The organism is Microcoleus sp. F10-B2 (assembly GCF_036704965.1).
Classification (GTDB): Bacteria; Cyanobacteriota; Cyanobacteriia; order Cyanobacteriales; family Microcoleaceae; genus Microcoleus.
The window spans coordinates 1-23,154 of the sequence record NZ_JAUBTB010000103.1 but is presented as its reverse complement, the minus strand read 5'-3'; the positions used below and the strand labels follow the sequence as shown (position 1 = coordinate 23,154).

The 23,154-nt window shown below is 45.4% G+C and carries 15 protein-coding genes; 13 read left to right on the top strand and 2 right to left on the bottom strand.

Annotated features, from left to right (window positions below; all coding sequences use genetic code 11):
• Positions 1-209 precede the first annotated feature (209 nt).
• Positions 210-692 (top strand): hypothetical protein, encoded by a 483-nt coding sequence (locus QUA99_RS27825; RefSeq protein ID WP_333243177.1) that lies wholly within the window; start codon positions 210-212, stop codon positions 690-692.
• 20 nt (positions 693-712) lie between these two features.
• Here the strand turns inward: QUA99_RS27825 and QUA99_RS27820 are convergent, their stop codons facing one another.
• The gene (locus QUA99_RS27820; protein ID WP_333243173.1) at positions 713-1,027 is read right to left on the bottom strand and encodes a hypothetical protein; all 315 of its coding nucleotides are present in this window, start codon (positions 1,025-1,027) and stop codon (positions 713-715) included.
• Positions 1,028-1,605: 578 nt separating this feature from the next.
• Here QUA99_RS27820 and QUA99_RS27815 point away from each other — a divergent pair.
• The 10 genes from QUA99_RS27815 (at position 1,606) to QUA99_RS27770 (ending at position 14,305) form a co-directional block, all read left to right on the top strand.
• Positions 1,606-1,932 (top strand): DUF433 domain-containing protein, encoded by a 327-nt coding sequence (locus QUA99_RS27815; RefSeq protein WP_333243170.1) that lies wholly within the window; start codon positions 1,606-1,608, stop codon positions 1,930-1,932.
• A 53-nt stretch (positions 1,933-1,985) separates the two neighbouring features.
• Positions 1,986-2,312 (top strand): DUF433 domain-containing protein, encoded by a 327-nt coding sequence (locus QUA99_RS27810; RefSeq protein ID WP_333243167.1) that lies wholly within the window; start codon positions 1,986-1,988, stop codon positions 2,310-2,312.
• Positions 2,313-2,510: 198 nt separating this feature from the next.
• Positions 2,511-5,183 carry a protein-arginine deiminase family protein gene (locus QUA99_RS27805; RefSeq protein WP_333243164.1) on the top strand — a complete coding sequence of 891 codons (2,673 nt, stop codon included), beginning with the start codon at positions 2,511-2,513 and terminating at the stop codon, positions 5,181-5,183.
• A gap of 256 nt (positions 5,184-5,439) precedes the next feature.
• Positions 5,440-5,766 carry a DUF433 domain-containing protein gene (locus tag QUA99_RS27800; protein ID WP_333243160.1) on the top strand — a complete coding sequence of 109 codons (327 nt, stop codon included), beginning with the start codon at positions 5,440-5,442 and terminating at the stop codon, positions 5,764-5,766.
• 4 nt (positions 5,767-5,770) lie between these two features.
• Positions 5,771-6,115 (top strand): DUF5615 family PIN-like protein, encoded by a 345-nt coding sequence (locus tag QUA99_RS27795; RefSeq protein ID WP_333243157.1) that lies wholly within the window; start codon positions 5,771-5,773, stop codon positions 6,113-6,115.
• A gap of 169 nt (positions 6,116-6,284) precedes the next feature.
• A complete protein-coding gene (locus QUA99_RS27790) occupies positions 6,285-7,202 on the top strand; it encodes a hypothetical protein (RefSeq protein WP_333243154.1) in 918 nt (305 codons plus the stop codon).
• 84 nt (positions 7,203-7,286) lie between these two features.
• Positions 7,287-10,262, top strand: a complete 2,976-nt coding sequence (gene pruA / locus QUA99_RS27785) for an L-glutamate gamma-semialdehyde dehydrogenase (protein ID WP_333243151.1) — start codon at positions 7,287-7,289, stop codon at positions 10,260-10,262.
• A 124-nt stretch (positions 10,263-10,386) separates the two neighbouring features.
• Positions 10,387-12,015: a glycosyltransferase family 39 protein gene (locus QUA99_RS27780; RefSeq protein WP_333243148.1), complete on the top strand. Its 1,629-nt coding sequence runs from the start codon at positions 10,387-10,389 to the stop codon at positions 12,013-12,015.
• A gap of 17 nt (positions 12,016-12,032) precedes the next feature.
• Positions 12,033-13,673 (top strand): glycosyltransferase family 39 protein, encoded by a 1,641-nt coding sequence (locus tag QUA99_RS27775; protein ID WP_333243145.1) that lies wholly within the window; start codon positions 12,033-12,035, stop codon positions 13,671-13,673.
• Between the two features lie 152 nt (positions 13,674-13,825).
• Positions 13,826-14,305: a hypothetical protein gene (locus tag QUA99_RS27770; RefSeq protein ID WP_333243142.1), complete on the top strand. Its 480-nt coding sequence runs from the start codon at positions 13,826-13,828 to the stop codon at positions 14,303-14,305.
• 257 nt (positions 14,306-14,562) lie between these two features.
• Here the strand turns inward: QUA99_RS27770 and QUA99_RS27765 are convergent, their stop codons facing one another.
• Complete coding sequence (locus QUA99_RS27765; RefSeq protein WP_333243139.1) at positions 14,563-16,608, bottom strand: S8 family serine peptidase; 2,046 nt, start codon at positions 16,606-16,608, stop codon at positions 14,563-14,565.
• A gap of 384 nt (positions 16,609-16,992) precedes the next feature.
• Here QUA99_RS27765 and QUA99_RS27760 point away from each other — a divergent pair, with 384 nt between their 5' ends.
• Positions 16,993-18,042: a UPF0104 family protein gene (locus QUA99_RS27760; RefSeq protein ID WP_333243136.1), complete on the top strand. Its 1,050-nt coding sequence runs from the start codon at positions 16,993-16,995 to the stop codon at positions 18,040-18,042.
• A 334-nt stretch (positions 18,043-18,376) separates the two neighbouring features.
• Positions 18,377-22,975 (top strand): DUF4347 domain-containing protein, encoded by a 4,599-nt coding sequence (locus tag QUA99_RS27755; RefSeq protein ID WP_333243133.1) that lies wholly within the window; start codon positions 18,377-18,379, stop codon positions 22,973-22,975.
• The last annotated feature ends 179 nt before the right edge of the window (positions 22,976-23,154 follow it).

Sequence of the window (23,154 nt, the reverse complement as noted above, 5' to 3'; positions counted from 1 at the left end):
GTTATTAAATGGGAGCGAAAAATCAAAAATAAAGGCAATGCTATTTTATCCGGTTTAGCTGCGTAGCAGCTTATCAGGAAACGCTAATCGAGCTATTTGTCAATTCTCCCGAAGGAGAAGAATACTGTAAAACTTATCCAGACGTTGGATTTTGGATCTCGCAGTTCATTTATTACGGTTTCGGGTATGAAGGTTTTACGCTGCCTCGCATGAAAGTGGAAGATGTGGCAACTGTAGTCGAAGAGTTGTTTCCCAGGAAAGTGAGTTTGCTTTCGCCGGAAGAAGGTGAAAATGCTATCCCAGAATTATTGGCGTTATGGCAATTTCTTAAGCGAGAATTTAAACTGCGAAATGCCACTTCAATTATCAAATACCTGCGGGATATCGAGCCGGAATTTAAGGATATTATGGAAGATTCCTCTAAATTTGGATTTGCCAAATCCTTTGTGACTCTCGGTCATCAAGCAGGGTTTGATATGAGTACGGGGGAAGGTCTAACACAATTTCAGGAGATATATAATGCTAGCATTGCTCCTCTACTTGCAGCTAAAAACTCCGATACATCGGGATTTTCCAGCAAACCGATAAGTGGTAGTGCTGTCAATGACTCTAAGGCAAGTAAAGAAAAGCAAAAAAAAGCAAAAAATACGGCGGCTGAATCGAGAAAACGCAACCGCACTAAGAAAAAATGAGGTTGAGCAAGTATCTATCCTCACTTCACTCTTCTTCTGATTCTTCTCAGCATCCTGTTAGCTTCTTCCCTCCCGCGAAACTTCCAAACTAACAAATAACATATCAACTGAAACCCGAATATCCCTAATACGATCGCACTTTCTTCCGGTGAGTTGGTAGTTCGATCGAACTTCCCGCTATTGGGACTTGCTTGGATGTTGTTAGTTCGATCGATCGTGCGATCGTCCGCTTGCAAGTTAAAATTGTGTTGTTCAATCGCATTACTATTTTTAAATGTGCGATCTATTTCTTGAAATGACTTCGCCTGTTCGCAGCTTGTTAAGGATAATCCCATAAGGATAAAAATTAGGAAATAACAGGGCGATTTCACGATTTTTACTTCCATTTATGGAGAAAGCGACTAAATGAATATAGGACTGACTCGTGGGAATGCAGAAACCGGGTTTTTTGCGAAAATACTTCGTATACAGCGACAGATTCCGTGAAAAACCCGGTTTCTTTGGTCTGAGTGCGCGGTCAGAAACCGGGTTTTTTGCGAAATACTTCGTACACAGCTACAGATTATCTTAAAAAATCTGTTTCTTTGGTTTGAGTTCGTAATTCCTGCGAATAATTTCTACAATAGCGGTGTATGATTTTCTCGATCGCAGATTAATACGATCGTACCATTTTTTTCAAGTCGCAGCTACGGGTAAGGAATCAGTATTGCCGAAATTTGGTAACAAAACGGGCGATCGCGCTGATTCAAGCGCTATAATCTAGCTAATAGATTGCATTCAAATTCTGTTGGTTAATTGCAGGTATTTGTCAGGATACGGCAGTGCCGTATCCCTACCCGAATTGTTTGTAGGGACACGGCACTGCCGTGTCCTCTAACCTGGATGTTATTCAATCTCAATGAGATAGCAAACAATGACACTGAAACAATTAGAAAAACAACTCCTTGCCTTAACTCCATGTGAAAAAGCTCAGGCAATACAGCTATTAGTTCAAAGTTTAAGCAATACTTGGCAAGGAATCGAGAAAACTGCGGGCGTGTGTGGTGGCGATGCTAGAATTGCCAAAACTCGCATACCTATTTGGTCGCTGGTAAATTATCGCCTTTTGGGTGCAAATGATGTGCGATTTTTGCAAGAATTTCCTCATTTGAGTGCAGCGGATTTGGCGAATGCTTGGGCTTATGCTGAGGTACACCCAGAGGAAATTGAAGCTGCGATCGCTAGAAATGAGGAAGCCTAAAACATGGCGCGAATTTGCTATAATCTAGATAATATATTCCGGCGATCGCACTGATGACTATACAAGAATTAGAAACTCAAGTTTTAACCTTAAATCTCGGTGATAAAGCTAAACTAATCAGCATCCTAACTCAAAATTTAACCAACGGTTCTTTAGGCATTAAAAAAACTCCGGGTGTCTGTGGAGGGGATGCCTGTGTCGGCAATACTCGCATACAAGTTTGGGTACTGGTGGGTTATCGCCGTCTCGGATGCAGCGATGCTGAACTTTTTAAGTGCTATCCCCATTTGACTGCGGCTGATTTAGTCAATGCTTGGGCTTATGCTGATGCTTACCCAGACGAAATTGAACAAGCAATTAAAGAAAATGAAGCTGCTTAAAACATGGCGCGAATTTGCTAGAACAAGACTTATGGACTCCGACAAAGAAACCGGGTTTTTTACCGAATCAGTCCGCAGCAACAAAGTATTTTCGTAAAAAACCCGGTTTCTGGCCCGCCATGCGTAAGTTCTTAGAAATAAATCCCCCATTGCTCCCCAGATTAGGTAAAATTATTGGCGTGTCTGAGGATAAACTATATGCGCTGGGTTCGATATATTGCGATCGCCATTATCAATGGTTTCGGTGTCGTCATCGGTATTATTTGGGTTGCAGTCCCCACAACAGTGGCTCAACCTTCCCTAAACTACCAACTTGCACTCTCTGCGCGACAGCCAGACGGCAAAACTCCGCAATCCCTCCCCGAACTCTACAAATTGCGCGATCGGCTGAAAGTACAATTAGATAACCTTGCCAAAACTTCCGACAGCGCCCCGTTTCCGGCAGAACTTTGGAAATCAGCAATCCACCGCCAGCAATCCCAAACTCTGACGCAGCAACTCCAAAACGTTCAGAGTCAGATTCAAATAGAAGAAACAGCCAAATATAATTGGGACGAGGCTGCTAAATTTGCCGCCCAAGCAGTCTTAATTGGACGCACTTCTAATCCTTCTTCTGCTACTTGGGAACAGTCGCAACGCCTGTGGCAAATTGCTATCAATACCCTACGACTCATTCCTCACGATTCTTTTTTGGCCGATGGGGCGATCGACAAAACCATCGAATATCAAGGAAACCTCAGTGTCGCAACCTATGAAATGCAAGTTGCACGTTCATTGGAGAAAGTTAGAGCTGAGGAAGAAGAGATAAGAGAGCGAGCCCGCAAAGAGCAAGAGAAAAAAGAATTTGCTCGTCGAGAAATAGAGAGAAAAGAGCAAGAGAAAAAAGACCGGGCTAGAAAAGAACTTGAAAGGCAAGAATTCCAAAGGCAAGAATTAGCCCGTAAAGAGCTGGAAAGGCAAGAATTAGCCCGTAAAGAACTTGAAAGGCAAGAGTTTGAAAAGCAAGAATTAGCCCGTAAAGAACTTGAAAGGCAAGAATTTGAAAGGCAAGAGTTAGCCAGACAAGAACTTGAAAAGCAAGAATTAGCCCGTAAAGAAGTTGAAAGACAAGAACTTGCAAGGCAAGAGTTAGCCCGACAAGAACTTGCAAGGCAAGAACTTGCAAGACAAGAGTTAGCTCGACAAGAATTAGCCAGACAAGAACTTGAAAGACAAGAGTTAGAGAGAAATCAGCAAGCAACTTCTCAACCAACTCCTGAATCAACTGCCACACCAACTTCCGCCCCAGTTACGCCTGCCGCGTCGCCGCCGAACTTTTTCTTTGCGGGAGATACTAACAGAGATGGCCAAATTAACGAGCAAGACGAAGCCGGAAAAGAACAATGGTCTTTGTCCAAGGGCGCGCTAATTTTATTTAACGATCGCAATAACGATCGCGGCAAGATACCGACTTGGAAACAAACCAAAGTTAGCGCTCCCCGCCGTGCAGCGATGCTTTCTCAAGTTAACTTAACACTGTCTGAAAACTTCAAAACCTCTCAGTTATTTATCACTGCTGACAGCATTGCCAGCCCTCACATCAGCGTTTTTCAGAAGACTGGCGACGGCTGGCAACCTGTAGATATATCCGGTGCTAAACCTCTAGTTTTCAGCACGAATATTGTTTTAGGTGTGGAAGCCAAACAATTTGCCGATCGCAATTGGAACGGGACTGTAAATCTCAAAGCGACTGCCCTAAACAACGGTCAAGAAATCGCCTCCACAACAATCCAAATGGGCGTTAGTCCTTGGATGATAGCCCCAAATACAGCACCAGTAACCGAAATTCAGGTCAGCGACAGAGGCTCGGTAAACAGCGAATTTATCTCGCAATTAAAAGAAGCAGTAGAACCCACGGGCGCTCAAGTAAAAATTCTCCAGGGCGATCGCACTTGGATGCAAGATACCCAGAAAAACGGATACGTTCAACTTCCAGAAAAATCGGAAATACGCCAGTTTAATGTAGCCATAAAAAGCAATAGTGACCGAGACAAAAACCAGCCTGTAAAATCAACTCAAGACCGGGATTTGAAAGTATTTAACATTGGCAATCCTCGTTCTTTAGACCCTATAACTCAGTGGTCTGACGGATACGGCAATTTGCAGGTGACGCCGCCGATTCCCGGACACCCAATGGGTCGAGTTTATTACGGGAATTCGGGAAATGCTGGTTTTAATCCAGAGGTACTTGATTTTATTCAAGCTCAGAGAATTCAAGGGCCGCCAGTGGATATTGATACTTCTTGGCTTTTGACTCGCCAAGTCGATGAAATTATCAATTTTATTCCCGCTCAAACTCCCGGACAATATATAATGGCGATCGCCAGTCCCGAAGCCGGAGTTAAGCTGTTGGAAGAATTGGAGGGAAGAGGTTACGGCGATGTGACGATAAATCGTGGTTTGAGCACTCAAACAACTGTCAGCGCCGCTTTGCAAAACCGTGCTTTAATTCAACACAATCTCTATTTGCAAAATCAGAAACTTAATCCGATTATAGAGAAGTTGAAAAGAGAGTTTTTACTCCGAGACGACCAAATTATTCAAGTTCCGGTGATGTTTGGCTACAGCGGTTATGCTTGGTGGCCGAATATGGTCAATTCGGTGTCTGTTAACGGCAAGTTGTTAGTTTCAAATCCTCGCGGGCCAATGATTGACGGTGTAGATTACACTCAAGAAAGATTGCGCCAACTGCTGCTTCCTGCTGGCGTCAGCGTTAGTTTTCTGGATGACAGGTATTATCAAGAATTGAAAGGAAACGTGCAGTCGGCGACGAATACTGTGAGGAAGCCAGAAGGGCAGCCTTTTTGGCAGTCTTTGCCTAATAATTATTAATGGGTAATGGGTAATGGGTAATTGGAATTGGTAACTCGTAGGGGCGGGTTTGACCAACCATCTATGTTTAAAACTCAGTATATAATAAACCCGCCCCCCATGCTAGGAGTTTAAGAGATGCCTCTCGTCGGAGCAGAAGGGGACTAAGCAAAAGATGTGAATTGGCAATTAATTCGCTTTTTTATTGTTACCAGTAAAAAGCTCCATCGCTATAATATAGATACGACATTCCCAGCAGCCAAACCGCTGATTAACTATGACACTAAAAGAATTAGAACCGCAACTGCTTTCCCTGACTCCGCCTGAAAAAGCTCAAGCAATACAGATATTAGCTCAAAGTTTAGCCAACACCTGGCAGGGAATTGAAAAAACTCCCGGTACAGTTGGCGGTAATGCCAGGATTGCAGGGACTAGAATTTCTGTTTGGGGACTGGTAGAGTCTCGTCGATTAGGTGCAACTGACGCTCAACTTTTAGAAGATTATCCGCATCTTAGTGCTAGCGACTTGAAAAATGCCTGGGCTTATGCTGAAGCATTTCCTGACGAGATTGAAGCCGCAATTAAGTTGAACGATATAGATTAACATAATGGCACGTTTGTATGCAGATGAACAATTCCCTCGGGTAGTAGTTGAATTACTTCGCGCTCTAGGTCACGATGTGCTTACTGTACAAGAAGCGAGGAATGCAAATCTGGGCATTCCTGATGAAGATGTCCTGGCTTTTGCTGTTACAAAGGAACGGGCAGTTTTAACACTCAATAGAATCGATTTTATCCGACTGCACGCTTCACAACCTAATCATGCTGGTATCATTGTCTGTAAAGACGATCGGCAGGACAGACAAAGGATGGCTACACGAATTTCGGAGGCTATTTCTAATGTGGAAACATTGACAGGAATGCTGGTTAGAGTCAATCGTCCATCTCAATAAGTAACAGAGATTTTAAAAATTGGTAAATTGCGCTCGACCCAGCAGATAGATTTCTCGATAGACACTCACGGTATTTTGTCAATAGCCTTACGTTAGTGGTGCAGTGCAGGCGATCGCACCAGTAACGTAAAATGTCTAAAAGCGGTCTTTGTACAAGAAATTTAGCCCCATGAGCGACGAACAGGAAAAAAATCAAATTTTGACTCAGCAACCGGAAACAATTGCTCCTACCAGCGATGAGCTCGATCGCACTGCAATTGCCAGTGCCGATTCAACTTCCGCACAGGCAGAAACTCCGGTTGAAATTGCCGCGCCCGAAGATATTTCAACCGCAATGGATGAAGCAGAAACAATTCCAATTGCCGCCGACATCGCGCCGGAAACAACTCAACCTGCAAGTTATCCGCCTCCAATAATTCAAACGGCAAGTCCCGATCCGCAACCAGCTCGAAAGTGGCAAATTTTGGCAGTTTTTCTCAGCGGAATGTTAGTCGGTTCCGTACTGAGTCTCGGCAGTTTGCTAGCGTGGAGAATGTATCAGGAAAGAGCGAACATTCAAATCAGACTGCCCGCTGACGTACCCCTCCCCCAAAGCCCTCCGCCTGTCCCAGCAGCGCCCGCCAACCGCCTGCCCGGAGTTCCCCCAGCACCAGGCACGGCACGGCCACCAGCAACGGCCCCGTCGCCCAATCCCACTCAAATACCATCCCTGTCTGGGGTTCCGCAACTTGCTTCGCCGTCGCCGTCGCCGTCGCCACTGCCTTCTCCTTCTCCCGCTGCGGTTGAAACCCCTGTAACTGAGCGAGTAAACTTTCAACCTGGTGCTACGGGAACTACTCTAAACAGTAGTTTGCGAGCCAACATATCCAAGCGCTACTTACTGGAGTGCAATAGCGGCCAAAGCATGACAGTAAATGTTCAAGAAGGTCAAGTTAGCGCAGCAATTATTGCTCCTAACGGTGAAAAACTAGGTACTGCAAATAGTACCAGTCAGTGGGAAGGTCAACTAGCCAGCAGCGGCGATTATACTATTGAAATTTCCGGCGACCGCCAAGCAAACTACGGTGTTAGAATAGAAGTGAAATAGCAAGTATAATTGTATCGGGGGGGAGTTACAAAATACATAAACCCGCCCTGTTGCGAATTACAAATTACCCATTACTAATTACCAATGGTCGCACAAGTATCTCCAAGCATCTATGAAGCAAAAACTCAAGAAATTGCCAAAGAAATCCTGCGGGCAACTCAAGAGAAAAAGCGATCGTTTTTTGGCCAACTGCAAGACCAAATGCGCTGGGACGACAAACTGATGGATTGGGCGATGGCCAGCCCGGGATTGCGGGTGCAGTTGTTTCGATTTATTGACTGTTTGCCTGCCCTCCGCAGCAGGCCGGAAATAGCCCGCCACTTGCAAGAATACCTGACCGCCCAAGAGGTAGAATTGCCCGAAGCATTAAAAAAATTGCTCAACTTTGCTAACGCTGATTCGGTTCCGGGTCAATTGGCGGCGACGACGGTTGCGCCTGCTGTCGAAACTTTGGCGCACAAGTATATTTCTGGGGAAAATATCAAGCAGGTAATTAAAACCTTAGAGCGACTTCGCAAAGATAAAATGGGTTTTACAGTTGACCTTTTGGGGGAAGCTGTCATTACTGAAGCGGAGGCGCAAATTTATCTTAACCGCTATTTGGAATTGATGGAGGAACTCGCGAATGCAGCGAAGAATTGGTCGCAGGTAGATGCAATTGACAAAGCTGATGATGAAACTTTGCCGCGAGTGCAAGTATCCGTAAAATTAACGGCTTTTTATTCTCAGTTTGACCCGTTGGATGCTAAAGGTAGCGAGGAGAAAGTAAGCGAGAGAATTCGCATTTTACTGCGCCGCGCTAAGGAATTGGGATCTGCCGTTCATTTCGATATGGAACAGTATGCTTACAAGAGTTTAACTCTGAGCATTCTCAAAAACTTATTGTTAGAGGAAGAGTTTCGCAGTCGCACCGATATTGGAATTACACTGCAAGCCTATTTGCGCGACAGCGCCCAAGATTTGCGAAACCTGATTTCCTGGGCAAAAAAACGCGGAAGTCCGGTGACAGTGCGGCTGGTAAAAGGCGCTTACTGGGATCAGGAAACTATCAAAGCGATGCAGAAAGATTGGCCGCAGCCGGTCTACAATGACAAAGTTGCTACCGACGCAAATTTCGAGCAGATGACGCAGTTGCTGCTAGAAAATCACGAATATTTGTATGCAGCTATTGGCAGTCATAACGTACGATCGCAAGCGAGGGCGATCGCCATTGCCGAAACTCTCAACATCCCGCGCCGCCGCTTTGAAATGCAGGTACTGTACGGGATGGGCGACAGATTGGCTAAGCTTTTGGTCGATCGGGGTTATCGCGTTCGAGTCTACTGTCCCTACGGCGATTTGCTGCCGGGAATGGCTTATTTGATCCGCCGTTTGCTGGAAAATACCGCCAACAGTTCTTTCATCCGGCAAAGTTCCGAAGAAATGCCGATCGAACAATTGTTAGCCGCGCCAGTTGCTAGTGCCAATGACCAGCTAGTTTACAGCAAAGTATTTCCCAACGTTGCCGATACCGACTACGCCAATACCAAATTGCGGCAACAAGCAGAAACAGCCATCAAATCAGTGCGGGCTAACTTAGGTAAAACCTATTTACCGCTAATTAATGGCGAATACCAAAATACTGAAGCAACCGTTAACTCACTCAACCCTTCCAATCCCACAGAAGTAGTTGGCACAATCGGATTGCTTTCCGAAGAACAGGCCAAACAAGCCCTTGAAGCAGCAAAATCAGCCTCCACCAGTTGGCGAAAAACCCCTGTCCGCCAGCGCGCCGGCGTCCTCCGCAAAGCCGCAGAATTGATGGAACAGCGGCGGCACGAACTGTCAGCTTGGATGGTGTTTGAAGTCGGCAAACCTGTCAGAGAATGCGATGCCGAAGTCTCCGAAGCTATTGATTTTTGCCGCTACTACGCCGACGAAATGGAACGGTTAGAACAAGGGAAAAATTACGACATTCCCGGAGAAACCAACCGCTACAGCTATCAGCCACGCGGCATTTCTTTAATCATTTCACCTTGGAATTTCCCCCTCGCAATTCCAGTCGGCATGACAGTTGCATCGCTGGTTGCAGGAAATTGTACTTTACTCAAACCTGCGGAAGTTTCCTCAGTAATTGCTGCTAAGATAGCCGAAATTTTGCTAGAAGCTGGCATTCCCAAAGGCGTATTTCAATACGTGCCTTGCAAAGGTTCAACCGTCGGCGCTTACATGGTGAAACATCCCGACGTTCACATGATTACTTTCACCGGTTCTCAGGAAGTTGGCTGTCAGATTTATGCCGATGCTGCGATTTTGCAGCCGGGGCAAAAACACCTGAAACGAGTAATTGCTGAAATGGGCGGCAAGAATGCAATTATTGTCGATGAAAGTGCGGATTTAGACCAAGCCGTTGCAGGCGTAGTTTATTCGGCATTTGGATACAGCGGCCAAAAATGTTCCGCTTGTTCGCGAGTAATTGTGGTCGAATCGGTGTACGATAATTTTGTGGCAAGATTGGTAGAAGCAACGCGATCGCTCAATGTCGGCCCAGCAGAAAATCCCGGCACTCAAGTCGGCCCCGTGATCGATGCAAATGCCCATTCGCGCATCCGCGAATACATCGAAAAAGGTCGCGCCGAAGCTAAAATAGCTTTAGAAATGCCGGCACCCGAAACCGGTTATTTTGTCGGCCCAGTCATTGTGACGGAAGTATCGCCGACAGCAACTCTCGCCCAAGAAGAAATTTTCGGCCCGGTTTTGTCGGTGATTCGGGCAAAAAATTTCAGCGAAGCGATTGTTATTGCTAACGGCACGAATTTTGCTTTAACCGGCGGATTGTATTCTCGCACGCCTTCGCATATCGATCGAGCCTCATCCGATTTTGAAGTGGGAAACCTGTACATCAATCGCGGAATTACCGGCGCTGTGGTATCGCGCCAACCCTTCGGAGGATTCAAACTTTCGGGAGTTGGTTCTAAAGCTGGCGGCCCGGATTATTTGCTGCAATTCCTCGAACCCCGCACCATAACCGAAAATATTCAGCGGCAGGGTTTTGCACCGATTGAAGGAGTGGATGATTAATCATTCCTTTGTTCGTAGTGAGGGCTGAATTCCTCTCTCTGGCTGTTAAGTTGGTAGGGTGCGCAATGCGCACCTTACGGCGGGGTAACAGAAAAAAACTTCTGCGAGATTAGCTAGTTGTAAAATGGAATATACGAAAGATCGCGATCGACTAAATTCTCACAACCCTTCACTTGACAAGTGGCTGCGATTTTTAATTATAGTTGTATTAGTCATAGGTATATTTTTTCGTTTCGCAAATCTCGGAAATAAAGTTTACTGGATAGACGAAGCTTACACCTCCCTGCGGATTTCTGGCTATACAGAAGCTGAATTTATTCAGCAAGTAGTTGACGGTGAAATTCGGGACATTAAATATTTACAAAAATATCAACGGATCAATTCAGAAAAAACCGTTTTAGATACCGTAAAAGGATTGGCATTAGAAGAACCTCAACTTGCTCCCCTGTATTTTATAGCAACGAGATTTTGGGTGCAACTGTTCGGCAATTCAGTGGCTGTAACTAGAAGTATGTCAGCGGTTTTTAGCGTGCTGGCATTACCTTGTATGTATTGGCTGTGCTTAGAATTATTTGAGTCGCCGCTGACAGCTTGGTTGGCAGTTGCAATATTAGCTGTATCGCCTTTTCAGATAGTTTACGCTCAAGAAGCTCGACCTTACAGTTTGCTGGTAATGGTAATTTTACTGTCAAGCGCAGTCTTGCTGAGAGGAATGCGGCTAAAAACTAATAGCAGTTGGGCAATTTATGCAGTAACAGTTGCTCTGGGATGTTATTGTCACCTCTTATTTGGACTGGTTGCAGTCGGACACGGAGTCTATCTAACAATTATCGAAAAATTCCGGTTTAACAAGACTGTAATTTGCTATTTGCTAGCATCAATTGCAGGATTTATTGCTCTGTCTCCTTGGACTGTAGTTTTTTTAAACAATTCGGGCAATGCCAGTCAGAAAACTGAATGGCAATCTGTAAAAATGCCTGTTTTAGAATTGGTAAGAAATTGGTTTTTAAACATTAACCGTCAATTTTTTGATGTGGGCTTGTATTCAGATTTATCGGGAATATATTGGATATTTAATCTGCCAGTTATTTTCATGATTTTAATAATTGTTGGGTATTCTTTTTATTTCCTTTTAAATCATACAGAAATGCGTCTTTGGTTGTTTGTTGTGACATTGACGTGCGTGACAGTAGTATTATTTTTACCAGCAGATTTAATTGGAGGAGGGATTCGCTCTATCAACACTCGCTACATGATTCCCTGTTATTTAGGAATACAGATATCTGTTGCTTACCTGCTAGCTGAAAAAATTACATCTCCGACAGGGACAGTCCCATTGTACAAGCTGTGGAGGCTGGCTCTACCTGCTTTGCTTTCTATTGGAATTATATCCTGTAGCATTTATTTGTCATCAGACTCTTGGTGGAATAAAGACCGAGCGTATCTTAACATCCCGATCGCCCGCACAGTCAACTCAGCTTCTCGGCCTTTGCTGATAGCCGACTTGTGGGTGTACAGTGTAGATACGATCGGAAATTTGTTAACTCTGAGTTACTTAATAGATGCAAAAGCTAAATTTTTAGTATTGCCGCCGAATATTGTTAAAATACCCCCCAATTTTAAGGAGATATTTTTTTACACTACTTACCCAGATTTAAAAACAAAAATTACGACAAATAGTAGGTATAAATTAGAGCCGCTATACAGTCAAAAAAACGGAAAAGTCTGGCTCGAAAAATTAAAATTTAAGTAAATATTTATTTTGCAAAAATGAGTTTTAAAATTCCCCAAAAATGGTTAATTTTTCTGACAGTTATTGTATTAGTCATCGGCATTTTATTTCGGTTCGCCAATCTCGATCGCAAATTTTACTGGATTGACGAAACATATACTTCTTTGAGAGTTTCTGGCTACACCGAAGCCGAAATCATCAAACAAATTTCCTACCAGAAAATAACCTCGGCCTCTGATTTACAAAAATATCAGCAGATAAATTCCGAAAAAACTTTAAGCGATACCCTGAATTCTTTAGCAAGAGAAGACCCCCAACACCCGCCGCTGTATTACGTACTAGCGCGATATTGGGCGCAGTGGTTCGGCAGTTCCGTTGCAGCAATGAGAAGTTTGGCTGCCGTGATTAGCCTGCTAGTATTTCCCGCAATTTATTGGCTGGCTTGGGAGTTATTTGAATCTTCAGCAGTGGCGTGGATGGCCATGGCAATTTTCGCAATTTCTCCCTATCACATCTTGTTTGCCCAAGAAGCGAGACAGTACAGTTTGTGGACAGTAACTACTATTTTATCCAGTGCAGCCCTGCTGCGAGCAATGCGCCCTGACGAAAATCAAAATCCTCTCGCCCTCGTTCTTTCCTGGGCGCTTTACGCAGTCACAGCAACACTGGGATTTTACACCCACTTGTTATTTGTCTGCGTCGCGGCCGCCCACGCAATCTATGTCGCAATCATTGCCAACTGGCGCGATGTGAAAACATTTATTGCTTATTATATAGCAGCTTTTATCGCTTTAATCGCCTTCATGCCTTCCCTTGTAAATACTGTAGAAAACTTCAATCAAGTTAGAAGCACAACAGTATGGTCAGAACAGACCAATCTCTTAAGATTAGTCAGCAGGTGGGTGGGTTCCCTCAGTATAGCCTTTTTTGATATAGGGATTGATGGAACTGCCAACGCCACACAACTAGCCTTGCTAATTCCTGTTGGTATCATGATTCTAGCTTTAGTCGGCTATGCCCTTTATTTTCTGTGCCGACATACACCAAAGCGAGTGTGGTTATTGATATTATTATTAATTGCAACAACTGCTTTGTTTTTAGCAGTACCTGATCTAATGAAAGGTGGAAGGCGATCGGCAAATCCGCGATATTTAGTTCCTTGTTATGTGGGAATTCAGCTAGCAGTGGCTTACCTGCTGTCTGCAAAAATTAGTAACAATTTGGATAACTTCAAACAGCAAAAACTGTGGAAAATAGTTATAGTAGCAGTGTTTTCTGCAGGTATTATATCCGGTGGAGTTAGTTCTCAAGCAGACAGTTGGTGGAATAAAGGCAGCGGTTGGTTGCGCGCCCAATTAGAAGTAGCTGAGACTGTCAATCAAGCCACCAATCCTCTAATTATCAGCGATACCAATATCGCATATATCATGCCTTTAAGTTATCACCTAGAACCCAAAGTCAAACTGCTAATAGAACCGCGCTGTTACACTTCTTGCTACAAAAATCGAGAATTGGCACTGAAAAAACCGCAATCCCCGCAAATTCCCGGCGGTTTGGGCGAGTTGTTTTTATACAGACCGTCCTCAACTTTGCGATCGGCAATTCAGCAACAAAACTATCAAATAGAGCCGGCTGACGCTAATGTTGAGCTTAATCTCTGGAAAATTACCAAAAAATAATCTAAATAATTAAGGCAAAAAATGTCTTATTCACCGAGACATACTGCTCAGAAAATGTTTTTTTGGAAGTATGTCGCAAGTATAGTTCAATAGGGTTGCTTTTCGCGTTAAGGTAGAAGTTAAGAAGCAAAAAATAACATCAAAAATCTAAAATGACAGTCTCTGAAACCTCGAATATTCGCAAACTGCTGTGCGATCCAGACTTAGGGCTGATCCCTCACCTAGAAAAGTGCCTGAATGACTTACACTCGTCTGCGATCGCCAACGGAGAGAAATTCAAGGTAGAACCTTACGATATAGAACTCAAAAGCTGCCACACTCAGAAGCATCCCAACGACCAAAAACCCCTCGTCACCCAGTCAGTGTTAATGAAAGTTCCTCTGACTGGGAAAGTTCAAGACAAGATGCACCTATATCTGATCGCAACTGAGTTGCAGAACCAAATCGACTTCAAAATTATCGACTGGAGTGCCTTAGAACGCCGCCAATACGACATTCAGGGCATCCCCTTAAAGCAGCCGATCACCAAAATAGACGGCGAGATGAATTACGAGTTAGTATTCGATCGACCAAACTACTGCTGCATCACCCTGTGCCGCCAATTTGACTTAACTTACGCCGCCAATTTTTAATTTGGCTTGTAGGGGCGGGTTTTACCAACAATATTTAGGTTAATTAACAATCTATAAAACCCGCCCCTATCCCACGGTAAACCCCTTGTACATTTTTCGCATTCAATACAAATCAATGTTGATGTAGATTGTTAGTTGTGTGGGGGCGGGTTTATGTAGATTGTTAGTAGCAATTCGATATTGTTGGTGAAACCCGCCCCTACGAAATCTGGTAACAGTATGTCAAGCCCATTACCAATTCTCAATTATCAATTAATTCAAACAGCTCGATTGGCAGTTTCCGCAAGAATCCTCTTAATTTGAGCAGGAGTCAGATTCGGATTAGCCTGCAACATCAAAGCTATCACCCCAGCTACCTGCGGTACTGCCATGGAAGTACCCGCAAAATATCGATAGGGAATCCCCGGTTGAGAAAGCGTTACAGTTGAATAAACGTCACCCGAATCAGCCCTGCCACCGTCGCCGCCCGCAGCAACAAAGTAATTAATTGTCTCCGCACCCGCCCGGTTAGAATAATCCGCAAACAGGCCATTTCGGGTAACACCACCGACCGCAATTCCTACCTCATTGGCAAACCGAGCCGGATAATCTACTTGTGGGCGAGCATCATTTCCTGCCGCCGAAATCACGATCGCCCCTTGAGCTTCAGCCGCTCGAATCGCATCCAATTCTTGAGCATTCAACTGTAGGCCGCCCAAACTCACATTTATTATCTTCGCTCCCTTTGCCACCGCATAATTAATCGCATTAATTTCATCCCGAATTTTGCCCACTCCGGCCCTATCGAGTATTTTCAAAGGCATAATCTTTGCAGTCGGAGCCGTGCCAGTAATCCCAATCCCATCTTTTTTCGCAGCAACTAAACCCGAGATGTGAGTGCCGTGATTGTTGTCGTCCATCGGGTCATTATCGTTGTTGACAAAATCCCATCCTCGGAAATCGTCAACAAAGCCATTGTTGTCATCATCTACCCCGTTGCTAGCTTTATTGCGACCGATCGCATCAACACCGGTTTCCCCCGCATTGCTCCAAATATTCCCCGTCAAATCCGGGTGATTGTAGTCAACTCCGCTGTCGATAACTGCCACCACAATTCCGTCTCCAGTCAAGCCCCGGGCCCAAACTTCTGGAGCTTTAATTAAATCTCTGCCCCACTCGTCGCCGCCCAAATCGGGAACATCAGGAAAAGTTGCAGTACCTTGAGCTTTAGCAACTGCCGCCGCTGCATTCACCAAACCGAACCCAAAACGAGAGTCAAAACCCTGCAAGTTGCTCGCATTGTTATCAGAAACAGTTGCAGGAGTTGCAGACAGATTTAGGGTAAAATTGGTACTGCCTTGGTATTGATAAACTCGCACAAAGTAAGTTCCTGCGGCCAAAGCGTTAAGGTCGATCGACTCCGGCGATAAATCAGGTTGTTGAGAAGAAGCAATAATATCGGTAAAGTCAATAGAATTGTCGCCGTTAATATCTTTAATCACAGCAACGTCAACATCGGCCGTCAAGCCGCTGACAGTTAATTTAAAGTCGCTAGTTGCAGGCAAAGTAAAGCGGTAAAGACCGTCTGGCCGGGCGTTGCTAACCGAGTCGGCGATCGTTTGAGTCCCGCCCAAAACGCCTAAATCGCGAGCTCGATCGAGTTGGTTGCCCAATACGGTAGTTGCAGAGATGAATGTACCAGCGAGGTCTTGTGGAGATGCGTTGGCTACCAAGCCTAAAATAGCATTGGATTGGCGAATTTTAATTAATGTATTGGAAATACCGGGGGCGATCGAGATTTGTTCGAGAATCAAGTCAGCTTCGGTAAGATTGTCAGTCAGTCCGATCGAATCCACAAAACTGTTAAAGTCAGTAATAACGTCTGCAGCAGCCGGATCGGAGACTGCGGAGTCGCTGCGGAGGACAAAGGTATCTGGGCCCAAACCCCCTGTCAGCGTATCTTTGCCCCCATCGCCCACTAAAACGTCGCTACCGCCACCGCCGTTGAGGGCGTCCCCTCCCTTACCTCCCTGCAAGGTATCGCTGCCGGCATCGCCAAACAGGAAGTCTGCGCCGGCACCGCCGTTTAGCAAATCGTTGTCCGCACCCCCTAACAGCGTATCGGAATTGCCACCGCCGAGAATGCGATCGTTACCATTATCGCCGCTAATTATTTCGGCATCCGACGAACCGACTATAAAATCGTTGCCGCCGAGGGCAAAAAATCCGTTAGGATAAGGAGTCAAAAAGCCCGGAGTCAAGGCGAAACTATTGGGGCTATCATCTAAAAGATAGGAAAGACCGTCTGGGCTCGGGCCGGGCATAGAAATGTACTCCTAGCGAGGTATATCGATCTAAATTTTAGATTTTAAATTTAAGTTTGTGGTTAAAAACTCCCTAAATAGTCTGTAAGACGGGCATTGCGCACAGTCTGTAGATGCCTGCACAGGTTAGGTTAAACTGAGATGTTCCACCATTCTCAATTACTTGTTTAGGAACAGGCTTTTCGGCCTGTTCCACAAAAATGTTGAGTTATTGTGGAACGGGCATCTTGCCCGTTCTTGACAATGGTGCAACATCTCAGGTTAAACAGATTTATTCCGTCCTATCATGCCGTGTAAATAAACCACAATTCCGCCTTTGCCCATCTCAAATATAAAATCTAAAACAGTATAACTTAATCCCAAATTCAAAATCGGGATCGGAAAATGGGAAAACAACACTTGCATCGAATTCAGAATTTTTTAAATCTCGCGAAGTCGCATTTAAAGCCTTATTTGCGCTATGTGATTTTGGGCGGGACGTTTTTATTTATTGCCAAAGCTTTTTTAACTCACTGGCGAGAAGTCGCGAATATCCAAATTCGAGCCGAAACTTTTCCGTTGCTGGCGATCGCCCTCGGCGTCACTTTACTTTCTCTAATTTTTGTCGGCTGGGTGTGGATGTTGATTTTGCGGGAATTCCGCCAACCTGTAACTGCCGCGTGGGCGATTCAAGTTTTTCTCAAAACTAATATTGCCAAGTATTTACCGGGGAATATTTGGCATTTTTGGGGTCGAATATTGGACGCCAAAAATGCCGGTATTTTTCCGAAAGCTGCTACTCTCAGCGTGTTGCTGGAACCGCTGCTGATGGCTGCTGCTGGCGTGCTGATTGGGTTGATTTGTTTTGACAAATTGAATTGGTTGTTGCGGCTTGTCGGTTGTGCTGCTATTTTAACGGCGATTCATCCCCGAATTTTAAATCCGATCGTCCTATTCGTAGAGCGGTTGAAGTTATCAAAGAACAATGGAGAAAATTCAAAGGCTGGGGAGGCGGCGGGCGAGGCACTGAATTTTCGTGCAGAGTCTACTTCCAATCTAGCTAAAAAAACATCGAACGTCAAGTCCCGCCGCCACATTAATTTGCCAATAAAACGCTATCCTTTAGTGCCGTTAATCGGACAAATGTGTTTTATCGGATTGCGGGGCTGCGGTTTTTTGCTAACTGTAACCGCTTTAACTCCGGTGAACTTTAGCAATATTCCCAACTTGTTAGGTGCTTTTTGTTTGGCGTTTGTTGTCGGTTTAGTCCTACCCGGAGCACCGGGGGGAATGGGAGTATTTGAAGCAACGGCGATCGCCCTGCTGTCCGATCGCTTTTCTACAGGTATAATTTTGAGTGCGGTGGCTTTGTATCGGATAATTAGCATTTTGGCGGATGTTTCGGGTGCTGTTTTGGCAAAGCTCGATCGCCAGCGCGATCGGCGCAGTAAGTGAGTGGGAAAATATATAATCCCAGCGGACTTGCCCCGATTAGCAGGAATCGAAACTATGTATTTTTATTAAGATTTTTTGCTTACGTAAGTATGTTGGGTATAGTTTATCTAATAAAAAAATTGTCAGCCTATCTGTTTGGTCGGCTAAGCAACCAAGCCACAAACAATATAGTCTGAATCAATAAATTTAAGACTTGCAAACAAACCGACTTGCTCTCATAAAATCCAGACTTTTAGGTATTTCTACCGTCAAATAAACTGTTTTTTTTGAGTTCGGCTGTGGTAGTCCTGGGTTTATGAAAAATTGTTAATTTTCGGCCATAGGGGGCACAGCCATGATACCAGTTTTATCAGCAGGATCGATCGAACTTCCGAATCAAATGAACGCGGGCAAGGGGAGTTTTGGGGAAAAGAGCGATCGGCCCAGTAACCCCAGTACAATAGTATTTATCGATGCGGCAGTAGCAGAGTATCAAAATCTCCTAGATGGAGTGAAATCGGGAGTAGAAGCAATAATTATCGACTCCCACAGAGATGGAGTCGAACAAATTAGCGAAGTGCTAGCTAATCGCACTAATATTGACAGCATTCATCTAGTTTCCCACGGCGAACCGGGAAGCTTGCAACTCGGTAAAAGCAGACTGTCTGTCGATAACCTAGAAGCTTATAGCCAGCAATTGCAGCAATGGCGGCGCGCTTTAACAATTGATGCAGACATCCTGATTTACGGTTGCCATGTAGCAGCAGCATCCCGCGCTTGGCCCAAAGTCCGCCAGGGAATAAATTCCCTGTCTCAAAGCGAAAGTCGGTTAAAACCGACTAAAAACAATTTCATTAAACCGTCCTCTCAAGAGGACGTTTGCTATGAGACGGGGGTTGAAACGAACGGCGGACTCGATGAACCAGCCGTAGATGGTGTCCATTTCCTCCACCGCATTGCATCCCTCACCGGTGCAAATATCGCCGCATCCAAGCATCTCACCGGGAGTGCAAAATTAGGAGGCAATTGGGAACTCGAAACACAAATTGGCAACATCAAATCGCCCCTAGCCTTCGAGTCAGACGCGATGCAAAATTATGCGTCTGTTTTGGCTACCTATAGCGTTACCAATACTTTCGATAGCGGTTTGGGATCTCTGCGAGATGCGATCGATCGAGCAAATTTCAATCCCGGATTAGACACAATTAACTTTAACATTCCCGGCGCTGGGCCTTATACCATTACCCTTGGCAATCAAGCCTTACCTGTCATCACCAGTCCAGTTATTATCGACGGCAAATCTCAACCCGGATATGCTGGCAAACCCCTTATCGAACTCAAGGGTAGTTTAGTACAACAACCAGCCTCATCTGCCAATTTTCTTTATATTAATGGTTTAGATTTAGGCAAGAGTCCTTTTGGTGGCGCCGAAGATTCCAGTGGCAGTACCATTCAAGGATTGGTTATTAACGGATTTGGAAAGGGCGGAAATTCCGGTTTAGGTCACGGCATTTTGGTACAGACTAACAATAATACCATCCAAGATAACTACATTGGCACTGATATTAGCGGTACGACTGCTGTAGGCAACACTTTGGCTGGGATCAGAATCCAAAGTGACACTCAAAACAATCCTCCTAATGTCACCCCCATAACAGGTAATATTATCTCGCGTAACGTCATTTCTGGTAACGGTGATTTAGGAATAGGGGGCATCTTTATTCCAGGGCCAGCCAGCAATACAAAAATTACTGGCAACTACATCGGTACAGATTCAACGAGTACAATAAACTTAGGCAATGGTGGCGATGGTATTTTTATCCTTCGCCAAAATACGAATAATACTATCATCGGTGGCATTGCAGCCGGGGAAGGCAATATCATTGCTAATAATCAACGTAGTGGTATTGAGATTGCTGGTAATACCAACAGTCACACGATCCAAGGTAATAGAATTTTTAATAACAAACGATTAGGCATTGACTTAATCGGCAATACTGGCATCACTCCCAACGATTTAGGGGATGCGGATACAGGCAGCAACAACCTGCAAAATTACCCGGTTCTGACCTCAGTTAGCGGCAACACAGTCAGCGGCATTCTCAACAGCACTCCTAATGCCAATTTCCGCGTGGAATTCTTTGCTAATAGCAGTTATGACCCCGCAGGGGTAGGTCAAGGTGAAACTTTTCTGGGTTTCCAAGACGTTACTACAGATAGTGCTGGCAATGCTAATATCAACTTCGCCTACACTCCAGTACCAGGCAAATCGGTCCTCGCGGCTACTGCTACTAACAAAACTACAGGCGATACCTCGGAATTTTCCCGCCGCAATCAATCTCCTATTAATTCAATACCGGGAAGAACCACCACCACTACAACTAACCCCAATAACATTACCATCAACAGCGGAGACCTTGTATATAACGTTTTAGCGACACCCTATCCGTCTGCTATTGACGTTTCAGGTGTAACAGGAAAAGTAGACAGCGTTACCATCACTCTCAACAATGTTAAAACTTCTAACTCTGTCAATGGTGGCTCACAGAACATCAACCTCTTGCTAGTTGGACCCGAGGGACAAAATGTGGTGTTAATGTCTCACGTTCCATCTGAACCACTCAACAACGTCACACTGAAGTTGGATGATAATGCAGCCTCTTTTCTTTATAATTTTTCTAATTCTACAGTACCAACTATCGCTTCAGGCAACTACAAACCGAGTAACTATTCAGCAAATGGTTTTCGCGATATTTATCCCTTAGCTTTACCACCCGGTACGCCGACAGGGGCACCAGAAGGGCCTTACGGTTCGACTCTTTCTGTTTTTAATAAAACTAACCCCAACGGCACTTGGAAATTGTATGCGGTTGATGCCAACCAATATAATGGTAAAGCTTCCAATGCGACTACTCCAGGAAATATTGCTAGTTGGAGTGTAGACATTGCGACTGATATCGGCAAAGAAACGACGACTCAAAATACTCCTCGCATCTTCTCTGCTAGCAACGGCAATAGTATCTCTGTATCGGATGCAGATAGCGAGTCGGTGGAAGTTAATCTCAGCGTTACCAGCGGCACTCTTACACTCAAGTCGCTGACGGGAGTTACCGGATCGGGGAATGGCAGCAACAGCCTAATTTATACGGGAAAACAGGCTGATATTAATGCTGCTTTAGAGGGTTTAACTTATACGCCGAATCCGAATTTTAGCGGAACGGATACGTTGATTTTGGCGACAAACGATCGCGGATCGGCAGAATTAGGCGGTGCTCAAACAGATGTCGATCGTGTGGATATTACCGTCAACCCAGTACCTCCGACGCCAACTCCGCCGACACCAACGCCGACTCCGACACCAACTCCACCAACGCCGACGCCGACGCCGACTCCGACGCCGACGCCTGCGGAAACTCCGACGCCAACTCCACCGACGCCGACTCCGACGCCGACTCCTGCGGAAACTCCGACTCCAACGCCGACTCCGACGCCGACGCCTGCGGAAACTCCGACGCCAACTCCACCGACGCCGACTCCGACGCCGACGCCTGCGGAAACTCCGACGCCAACTCCACCGACGCCAACTCCGACTCCTGCGGAAACTCCGACGCCAACTCCACCGACTCCGACGCCGACGCCTGCGGAAACTCCGACGCCAACTCCACCGACGCCGACTCCGACGCCGACACCATCGGAAACTCCGACGCCAACTCCACCGACGCCAACTCCGACTCCTGCGGAAACTCCGACGCCAACTCCACCAACTCCAACACCAACGCCTGCGGAAACTCCGACGCCCACACCATCGGAAACTCCGACGCCAACTCCACCAACGCCAACTCTGACTCCTGCGGAAACTCCGACACCAACACCACCGACGCCTGCGGAAACTCCGACGCCTGCGCCAACTCCGACTGCTGCGGAAACTCCAACGCCAACTCCAACACCAACGCCTGCGGAAACTCCGACTCCGACTCCGACTCCGACTCCAACTCCGACGCCTGCGGAAACTTCGACGCCAACTCCGACTCCGACTCCAACACCATCATTACCCGTTGTTACACCAGGAAGTGATACTGATTGCATTTGCAATACTATTGAGTATCCAAAAGTCGATCGCCCAAACCAAGCTGACAACATTATCAACGGCAATAGTAGCAGTCCAATTCAGTTGGGTACACCGGAAAATGATGTTTTTTACGGCAGTCAAAATCCGAATATTTTCGATGCGGATTTAGGCGATGATAACCTCTACGGCGGTGAAGGAAATGACATCCTTTACGGCAACCGAGGCAATGATTTTCTTGAGGGCGAAAAGGGAGATGATCTCCTTTTGGGTGGCAAGGGAAATGACATCATTGTTGGCGGTGAAGGCGAAGATATCATCTTCGGAAATCGCGGAAATGATTCAATAAATGGTAAAGAAGACGACGACTTAATTTTTGGCGGTGAAGGTGCTGATTTTATCGACGGTGGCAAAGGCAGCGATCTCGCATTTGGAGGCAGAGGAAATGATATAATCTTCGGCAGCGAAGGCGAGGATTCTATCTACGGCAATTTGGGCGATGATACCCTCTGCGGAGGTGCTGGCAATGATTGTCTGACTGGAGGTGCTGGCAATGATTTGCTAGACGGGTGCGAGGGAAATGATACTTTGATTGGTGGCAAAGATAATGATACTTTGATTGGCGGTTTGGGTGATGATTGTTTAATTGGAGGTGCGGGGAGCGATCGCTTTTTACTGTCTGCCAATTCTGGTATCGATATTATTGCCGATTTTGAAGCTGGAAAAGATTTGCTGATGCTAGCTAATGGCTTGACATTCGAGCAATTAACTATTACTGAAAATAACGGTGCAACATTGATTCAGTTTGTGCCGACTGGGGAAACTCTAGCGGTTTTAAATAGTGTTTCTGCAGGCACTATTAATGTAGCAAATTTCACTTTCATTTAAACATTTTCTCTCTTATCTGACTCTCTGTCAGCGGGCTTCGCCATCGAAATCGCACAAAGAAAATTAGTTCGTAGTGACGACTTTATTCTTCCTGATTAAACTTTAGACATCTCCAAAATAGTAACAGTTCGTGGTAATATCACATCATAAAGCTTTTTTGACACAGAAACATGAGCGAC